An 8,724-nucleotide genomic window follows, 5' to 3' on the forward strand; every position below is an offset into this window, starting at 1 on the left:
CGGGCGTGCGAGGGGTCTTCGTCATCGTGTATCTGCGTGCGCCGCGGGGAGATCGGCGCGCGGTGCGGGCGGCCTATCGTCGGATCAGCTGGGTGAACGAGGCGGTGCCCGGCCTGCTGCGCGCCGAACTGCTCACCGACGAGGCCGATCCCGACCGGATGGCTCTGCTGTCCGAGTGGGTGGATCTGCCCGCCTTCCGGGCCTGGCAGAGCGGCCCGGATCACGAAGGGGGAAAGAAGAATTCGGCGCTGCGGGACTACCAGGACCGCAGCCACGGACCGCACTACGTGGTCTATCGGCAAGACGGAGTGGATGATGCAGACCGGCCGGCGTGAACACGCGAACTACTGGACCCTGATCGCCGGGGACGCCCTGGATCGGCGCGCCATGATCCGGCTCGCCGTGGTGCTGGCGATCGTCTTCGGGGTGATCGCCGGGGCCGACGCCATCGCCTCGCGCACCACCCCCGTCATGGCGGTATCCGCGGAATCGGTTGCGCCCGTGGTGATCACCGCGACGGACCTCACGGTGCCCGCCACCGTGCCCGCGGGGATCGTGCACTTTCCGACCAGCACCACCCAGGATCAGCCGACGAGTGCGGGCGTCATCCGGCTGCGGGACGGCTTGGCGCTGGCCGACTATCTCACCGACTATCACATGGCCAATTCCACCGAGGAGGCCACCCGGGTGGAGGGTGTGCGCCGAATCGATTCGGACGCCGAGTATTTCGGCGGCGTCACGGTGACCGCGGCCAACCCGCTGCGGTTCACCACCCTGCTCGCACCCGGGCGCTACTACGTGATCAACTACGGTGCGGTCAAGACGCCCTACCTGGCGCAGAGCGTGCGCCCGCTCGATGTGGTCGGCACGCTCGGCCCGCAGCCTTTCCCGCCGCGTACCGATGCCTCGATCACCCTGTCCGGCAACGGTTCCGGCTCCCGGTACGAGACCCCCGACCGGCTCCCCGCGCACGGGGCGCTACTGGTGACCAATAAGACCGCGCAGCTCAATGAGGTTATGCTCGTGCGCATTCCGCCCGACACCACCCCGGCCGAGGTGACCGCGTTCTGGGCGGCCGTGGCCAAGGGCGGGTGGCCGGCGAAGAATATTCTCGAGAGTCAACCCGCCGGACTGTCGCCCTTGAATCCGGGCCGCTGCGGTGTCGCCGATCTGGATTTCACCCCCGGCCGATATCTGCTGGCCAGCTTCGTCACCGACCGGGTCACCGGGAACAAGGGTGTGATCCAGGGCTTCTGGAGCATGGTGACGCTGTACTGACCACGCCCGGCCGAGCCGGTTGACGATCCGCCGACGCCTGGTAGTCTTAGCTGCATACATGCAGACGCTTGATGGATGCAGCTATCAGAAAGGCACCGCAATGGCGGACAAGAAGCCCTTTTTCACCGTCTCCGGAATCGTCGAAGCCCCGCAGCCGCAGGTCGCGGGGCTTCTCATGCGCGCCCAACCCGGTCCGGTCGGCCCCGACAACGCCCTGTACCTGAACCCGAAGGGTAAGGGCAAGGGCGGTAAGGGCTGGGTGCTCAAGGGCGGCCCGACGTCATTCCGGGCCACCATCCCCGGCGATATGGGCGGGGGCATGAAGTACGAGATCGATCCGCGCACCTCCACCATCCTCACCGAAGGCATGTGGTGGTTCCGCGGGATCTTCCGGATCGAGCCCGATCCGCGCGGCACCCGCGTGGTCCAGGAGGGCTACGACATCGCCACCAAGGCCAAGTTCCTGGTGCCCTTCATCAAGCGCGGCTTCCCCAAGGAACAGCGCAAAATGGTCGCCGGACTGCTCGACCAGATCGGCAGCCGGCTCGGCGTCAAGGCATACCTGGACTGATTCGGTACGCCGCCCTCGCGGCATCGAAAACCCGGCTGCCGCTTCACCATTGGATCGGCAGCCGCTCCAGTCCGCCGATCATCGCCCCGTTGCGCCAGGCCAGCCGCTCGGGCGGCGCCGCCAACGCCAAACCCGGAAACCGGTCCAGCAGACCGGCGATGGCGGCCGAAAGCTCCACCCGCGCCAGATGCATTCCCAGGCAGTGGTGCACGCCCGCGCCGAAGGCGATGTGGCCGTTGGGTTTACGACTCAGGTCCAGGCGGTCCGGCGCGGTGAAGACGGTCTGATCCCGATTGGCCGAGATGGTCGCCGGGATCACCGCCTCACCGGCGCGCACCAGGGTGTCACCGATGTGCAGATCCGCGACCGCCACCCGGATGGTGCCGCCGCTGACCGGTCCGGGGGTGTAGCGAAGCAGTTCCTCGACCGCCTCGGGCAGCCGGGTGCGATCGGCGCGCAGCGCGGCCAGCTGGTCGGGATGGCGCAGCAGCACCAGCGCGGAGTTCGTGATGGCGGTGCTGACGGTGTGATACCCGGCCGTCAGAATGGTCGCCGCGACCTCGGTGAGTTCCTCGCCCGCAAGGGATTCGGTGAGGGTGCCCATGAGTCCGTCGTGACTGCCGCCCGCGGCCAGCGCCTCGAGATAGTCGCGCAGGGCGCGCCGGGCGTGCCCGACGTCCGCCCCCGCGTCGGGGCGCAGCGTCAGCGCCTGATCGGTCCAGTCGGCGAATGCGCGCCGATCGCCGTCGGGGACACCGAGCAGATCGCAGATGACCGTGAGCGCCAGCGGACGGCTCAGCCCGGCATCGAGTTCGCCGGGCGCGCCCGCCGCGAGCATGGCCGAGAGCAGTTCGTCCACCAGGGCGACGATCCGGTCGCGCTGCTGTTCGGAGTGTGCCCGGGAGAACATCGGGGCCAGTATCCGGCGCAGCCGGGTGTGATCGGGGGGATCCATGGCCATCAGCGATTTCGGATTCGGCCGCATCGGGCCCAGCCGCGGCGCGACCTCGGCGGTGGCCGCCGCGCGACTGAGCCGCCCGTCGGTGAGCACCTGCCGCACATCGGCGTAGCGGGTGGCCAGCCAGGCGGTATCGCCGGTGGGCAACAACACCTTTCGCAGTCGCATACCCTCGCGCAATTGGGCGAATTCGGCGGGCGGTTCGCCCAGGATTGTGGGGGCGAACGGGAAACGCGGCATAGACTCGACTGCGGTCATGTCGGCCAGCAAACGTCAGGGCGGTCGAATCTGCCTGGAGCGCTTCTGAATACGGCGGCGCGCTAGAGCCCGAGCAGTTTGCGGGCATTTCCGGAGGCGATGGCCTCGCGCTCGGGCACGCTCAGCAGTGGCGAATCCAGCAGGGCCCGAACGGGTTCGTTCGGAAAGTAGGGGTAGTCCACCGCGAACATGATCCGGTCCGCGCCCAGCACCTCGAGTGCCAGTCGTAGCGGTTCGACGGTCATGTAGCCGCTGGTGGTGATGTGCACATTGGTCTGGAAGTACTCGCCGAAGGGCTGGCGCAGCTCGCGGGCGATGGAGGTGAGCATCTTGTCGATGCGGGCCAGCATGAACGGGATCATCTCACCCATATGCCCGATGATCAGCTGTAGATTCCGATACCGGTCCAGGGTACCCGAGGCGATCAGTCGCAGCACATGCAGGCCGGTCTCGGAATGCCAGCCCCACGCCGAGCTGGCCAGGCATTCGCCGATCGCGGGATCCATTCCGCCGTAATAGATTTCGGCGACCCTGCGCGGCGGCAGCGCCGGATGCAGATAGATCGGCACGCCGAGTTCGGCCGCGACGGCCAGCACCGGCGCGAACCGGGGATCGTCCAGGAATCTGTTCTGCACCGTGCCATTGATCAGCGCCCCGCGAAAACCCAGGGTACGCACCGCCCGCTCCAGTTCGGCCGCGGCGGCCTCCGGATCGCGCATGGGCAGCGCGGCGAAACCTGCGAACCGATCCGGTTGTGCGGCAACGATATCGGCGAGCGCGTCATTGGCCGCGCGCGCGGCCGGGATGGCCTGGCGCGGCGCCAGGGCCTCGGCCCCGGGCGTGGTGTGCGAGAGCACCTGCATATCGATGCCCGCCGCGTCCATGGCTGCGAGCCGTCCCGCGCCCACATCATCGAGTCCGCGCCGCACCCGGGCATGATAGGAATCGTTGCCCCCGAACGTCTTACGCTCGCCCGCCAGGGCCGGATGGGCGAATGCCTCTTCGATCGCGATCACCTTCACAAGCCGATCACCCTGCCCGATCCGGCTCGATCCGCACTCGGCCGGCGCTGGGAGCGGTTGATGGCGCACCGGTCGAGCCGCTTTCGAGGACCCGCCCCGACACTGACGCGAATATGCCAGCGGCTGGAGGGATGGTCCGACGATGTCGGGAATTGCGGGATGGGTGGACTTCGACCGGGATCTGCGGCGCAATCGCAGCACCGTGCTCGCCATGACGGCGACGCTGGCGTGCCGCGGACCCGATGGTGAAGGGCTCTGGGTGAGCGAGCACGCCGCGTTCGGGCATCGCCGATTGGCGGTCTTCGATCTGGCCGACGGCCATCAGCCGGTGGAATTCAGCGAGGGCGGTGAGGTCATCGCGGTCGCCATGCACTCCGGATCGATCCTCAATCACGACCAGCTGCGCCGGGAACTGACCGGCCGCGGCCACCGCTTCCGCACGGGCGGCGATACCGAGGTGCTGCTGTTCGCCTATCTCGAATGGGGCGAGGAGTGCGTGCACCGGCTCGAGGGCACCTTCGCCGGTGCGGTGTGGGATGCGCGCACCCGGCAGCTGTGGCTGGTCCGGGACCGGCTCGGGGTGGAGCCGCTGTTCTACTATCCGACGCCGACCGGGGTGCTCTTCGCCTCCGAGGCCAAGGCCCTGTTCGCGCACCCGTTCGTCGAGGCCGAGGTGGACGGCGACGGACTGCGCGAGGTCATGACCTATTCCGGCACACCGGATTTCCCGCCCTACCGCGGTATGCGGCGACTGCGGGCCGGGCGGATGGCGCGCTTCGGGGAGGGCAGTACCACGGTGCGCCCGTACTGGACGGTGCAGGCGCACGAGCACACCGAGGACATCCCCTCCACCGTGGCCACCATTCGCGGGCTGCTCGAGGAGAGCATGGATCGCAATCTGGTGAGCGAGGTGCCGCTGGGCAGTCTGCTTTCGGGCGGGTTGGATTCCAGTGGTGTTGTGGCACTGGCGGATCGGGTGCTCAAACCGCGCGGTGAATCGGTGCGCACCTTCACCGTCAACTTCTCCCGGCATGAGGACAACTTCCGGCCCTCGGACACCCGCGAGGCGGTCGACGCGCCCTATGCCGCCGATGTGGTGGCGCATCTGGGCACCACCCATCGGAGCGTGCTGATCGATCCGGCCGAACTGGCCGATCCCATCGCGCGCGCGGCGGTGCTGCGCGCCAAGGATCTGCCGACACCGCTGGGGGATATGAACACCTCGCTGTACCTGCTGGCGCGCGAGGTCGCACAGCATGTGCGGGTGGTGATGACGGGAGAGGCCGCGGACTCGATCTTCCACGGGGTGGCCTGGAATCGGGATCCGGTCGAATCGCGTATGGGCACGTTCCCGTGGGTGGCGCGCGGGATCGTCCGCGATGACGCACAGGGGCTGGGCTGCGGGCTGTTCGATCCCGATCTGCTGAAAAAGCTCGCGCCCCTGGACTATGCGGCCCAGCGGTATCGCGAATCCATCGCCGAGGCGCCGATGCTGGACGATGTCTCGGAGGAGGACCGGCATATGCGCGAGCTGTGCTGGGTGCATTTGACCAATTTCATGGAGAACCAGAACGGGCATACCGAGCGACTGTTCAAGGCGGTCGGGGTCGAGGTGCGTATGCCCTACTGCGATCACCGGCTCGTCGAATACGGCTACAACCTGCCCTGGGCGCTGCAGAACTTCGACGGCCGGGAGAAGGGGCTGTTGCGCTCGGCACTGCGAGATCTGTTACCCGCCAGTGTGATCGAGCGGCGCAAGACACCGTATCCGGTCACCCTGGACAGCGCCTACGAGGCCGCGCTGCGCGCCGAGGGCACCCGGCTGCTGGCCGACACCCAGGCGCCGGTGCGGGAACTGCTGGACCTGTCCGCGCTGCGCGCGGTGCTGGAAAACCCGGGGACACTGGGGAGTTGGGCGGCGCGGGCGAATCTCGAACTGCCGCTGCAACTCAACTCGTGGCTGCGAGACTACGGCATCAGATTGTCGATCTGATCTGAAATACCAAGGGCGGGGCCCGGTCTCGATTGAGACCGGGCCCCGCCGGTATTGTCCGCCGCGCTATCCGGCCATACTGTGATCGCGCTCGGAATCGGGCCGCGCCCGCCCGCTCGCCAGCTTGCTCGGCCACCAGATCCGGTCGCCGATATCCAGGTTCAGCGCCGTCACCAGCACCGATCGCACGATCAGGGTATCGATGAGCACGCCCACCGCGATGACGATGCCGATCTCGGCGAAGGTCACGATGGGCAGGGTGGTGAAGACCGCGAAGGTGCCGGCCAGCACCAGACCCGCCGAGGTGATCACACCGCCGGTGGCGGTCAACGCGATCAGCGCACCGGCCCGGGTGCCGTGCTTCTTGGCCTCCTCGTGCACCCGCGACATCAGGAAGATGTTGTAGTCGATGCCGAGCGCGACCAGGAAGACGAAGGTCAACAGCGGCAGGCTCGGATCCGAACCCTTGAAGCCCAGCGCGTGGAAGATCAACGAGCTGATGCCCAGGGCCGCGAAGAACGACAGCACCACCGTCAGCGTCAACAGCACCGGTGCGAGCACCGAACGCAGCAGCAGCATCAGAATGGCCATCACGATGAGCAGGGTCACCGGGACGATCAGATTGCGGTCGTGAATCGACGCCCGTTTGGTGTCCAGGGTGATGGCGGTCTGCCCGCCCACCTTCGCGTCCGCGCCGTCGATGGCGTGCACGGCATCGCGGACCCGGTCCACCGTCGCCTCGGCGGCGGCGCTGTCGGGCGCGTCGGTCGGCGTGGCCTCGAACTTGACCAGGCCGTCCTTCACGATCGGAGCCGAAACGCCGGTGACGCCGGGTGTTTCGGCGAAGGTGCGGCCGACCGCATCGGCCTTGTCCGCCGTGGCGATCACCACGATGGGGGAGCCGGTGCCCATATCGAAGTGGCGGGCCAGCACCTCCATACCCGTACTCGCGTCATTGGCCTTGGTGAAGGTGTCGGTGCTGGCGATGCCGTTCGACGACAGGCCCGTCATACCGAACGCGGCGGCGACCAGCGCCAGCACGGTGATCACCCAGACCGTGCGCGGGCGTGCCGCGACCGCGCGGCCGATGCGTGCCCAGATGCCCGCCTCGGCGTGATCGGCCGAACCGAATTCGGGATGCCGCGGCCAGAACGCCCAGCGTCCCACGATCACCAGTAGTGCTGGGAGCAGCGTCAATTGGGCCAGCAGCGCGACCAGGATGGCGATGGCGCAGACCGGACCGAAACCGCGAATGGAGTTCATCTCCGCGATCAGCAGCACCAGCATGGCGATGGTGACCGTCGCGCCGCTGGCCACAATCGCCGGGCAGGCCCGGCGCAGGGCGACCGCCATGGCCTCGTGCCGATCCTCATGCCTGCGCAGTTCCTCCCGATACCGGGCGATGAGCAGTAGTGCGTAATCGGTGCCCGCGCCGAAGACGAGCACCGTGAGGAAGGCCGCGCCCTGGGCATTGACGGTCAGGCCCACCGTGGTCGCGCCGTAGACCAGGCTCTGCGCCACCGTCATGGCGAAACCGGCGGTGAGCAGCGGCAATACCCACAGAATCGGCCCGTAGGTGATCAGCAGGATGACGATCACCACGCCCGCGGCGGCGAACAGCAGCACCCCGTCGATCCCCTTGAACGCCTCACCCATCTGGGCGGCGAAACCCGCCGGGCCGGTGGCGTAGGCGGATAGGCCGTCCGGATGCGGTCCGGCCTTGTCCCGCATGGTCTTGACCACCTCGGCGAGGGTGTCCCAGCCATTGGCGCCCATATCGATGGGCACCAGAACCTGAAGGGCCTCACCGTCTTTGGCGACAATCGGGCCGAATACCCGATCGCCCACCACGTGATCGAGGGTTTTGAACTCGGCGACATCGGCGGCGACGGCGGCCTTGTCCGCCTCGGTCACCCCGCCCTTGCGTTCGTAGACGAAGACCACCGGGGCCTCATTGGCGGTGCCGAACTTATCGGCGAGCCGATAGGCCTGGGTGGCCTCGGCCTTACCGGGCAGCCATTCCACGCTGTCGTTCTTCTCGGCGCCGGTGAGCTTGCCCGCGAAGCCGCCCAGTGCGACCAGTGCGATCAGCCAGACGACGAGCACGATCCATTTCCCGCGTTTACCAGCGGGTATTCGGGTGAGTCGGCCGATCCGATCGGATGGCGCGGACTTGGTATCCACTGTCATTAGTTGCCCCTCATAAGTATCTGCACTTGCGCAGCATCATATCCTGTGCAGACTATTCGGGGTAGGGGGCAGCACTCCAGTGAACCTCCAACACGCTTCGAGTGGGGGTGGGCTTCATGGGGCTCGACGGTGCCGCGGCACGACGGCGGCTCGGACCGGCCGGGTGGGGTGAAAGTGAGAATTCCGAGAGTTCGGACGCACAGGGATGAAGTCCCGGTGTTCATTCGGTGTGTAGCGGAGTCCGCTGTCCCGCAAGGGCATTCAGTCGGGGCTGTGCGGTTCGAAGTGGATCAGTTCCTGCCGGCGGTCTGCGCCGAGCATGGCCGCCCGGCCCTCGGCATCCGGGCGGCCACGGTGAAACTGCCACGCCGCCACCGTGATTCGCTCCCGGATGGTGCGCGCTCGGCGAACCTGCGCGGTGACTGGCCGATCTGCCGCACCTGCGACCGCGCCG

At 67.7% G+C, this 8,724-nt stretch carries 8 protein-coding genes; 5 read left to right on the forward strand and 3 right to left on the reverse strand.

What is annotated here, in order from left to right; all coding sequences use genetic code 11:
• Window positions 1-5 precede the first annotated feature (5 nt).
• Genes NA10_RS03375 through NA10_RS03385 form a run of 3 tightly spaced genes read left to right on the forward strand, consistent with a single transcriptional unit; the run spans window position 6 to window position 1,849 of the window.
• On the forward strand, window positions 6-335 hold the full coding sequence (locus tag NA10_RS03375) for an antibiotic biosynthesis monooxygenase family protein (RefSeq protein WP_067563162.1): 330 nt from the start codon (window positions 6-8) through the stop codon (window positions 333-335).
• On the forward strand, window positions 313-1,278 hold the full coding sequence (locus NA10_RS03380) for a hypothetical protein (protein ID WP_067563165.1): 966 nt from the start codon (window positions 313-315) through the stop codon (window positions 1,276-1,278). Before NA10_RS03375 ends, NA10_RS03380 begins: the two co-directional genes overlap by 23 nt.
• Before the next feature lie 58 nt (window positions 1,279-1,336).
• A complete protein-coding gene (locus NA10_RS03385) occupies window positions 1,337-1,849 on the forward strand; it encodes a hypothetical protein (RefSeq protein WP_157555998.1) in 513 nt (170 codons plus the stop codon).
• Between the two features lie 43 nt (window positions 1,850-1,892).
• On the opposite strand, the gene NA10_RS03390 is transcribed toward NA10_RS03385, so the two are convergent.
• Window positions 1,893-3,065 (reverse strand): cytochrome P450, encoded by a 1,173-nt coding sequence (locus tag NA10_RS03390; RefSeq protein WP_067563226.1) that lies wholly within the window; start codon window positions 3,063-3,065, stop codon window positions 1,893-1,895.
• 62 nt (window positions 3,066-3,127) lie between these two features.
• Window positions 3,128-4,087: an amidohydrolase family protein gene (locus NA10_RS03395; protein WP_084514261.1), complete on the reverse strand. Its 960-nt coding sequence runs from the start codon at window positions 4,085-4,087 to the stop codon at window positions 3,128-3,130.
• Window positions 4,088-4,229: 142 nt separating this feature from the next.
• On the opposite strand from NA10_RS03395, the gene asnB reads away from it, so the two are divergent.
• Window positions 4,230-6,080, forward strand: coding sequence for an asparagine synthase (glutamine-hydrolyzing) (gene asnB / locus NA10_RS03400; RefSeq protein WP_067563170.1), 1,851 nt, complete (start codon window positions 4,230-4,232; stop codon window positions 6,078-6,080).
• 66 nt (window positions 6,081-6,146) lie between these two features.
• Here asnB and NA10_RS03405 read toward each other — a convergent pair whose 3' ends face one another.
• On the reverse strand, window positions 6,147-8,270 hold the full coding sequence (locus NA10_RS03405; protein WP_067563173.1) for an MMPL family transporter: 2,124 nt from the start codon (window positions 8,268-8,270) through the stop codon (window positions 6,147-6,149).
• Window positions 8,271-8,543: 273 nt separating this feature from the next.
• Here NA10_RS03405 and NA10_RS38070 point away from each other — a divergent pair.
• A partial coding sequence (locus tag NA10_RS38070) for a hypothetical protein (RefSeq protein ID WP_218021437.1) occupies window positions 8,544-8,724 on the forward strand: 181 nt, incomplete at its 3' end.

Origin of the sequence: Nocardia acidivorans NBRC 108247 (genome assembly GCF_001625085.1) — a bacterium.
Lineage (GTDB): Bacteria > Actinomycetota > Actinomycetes > Mycobacteriales > Mycobacteriaceae > Nocardia > Nocardia acidivorans.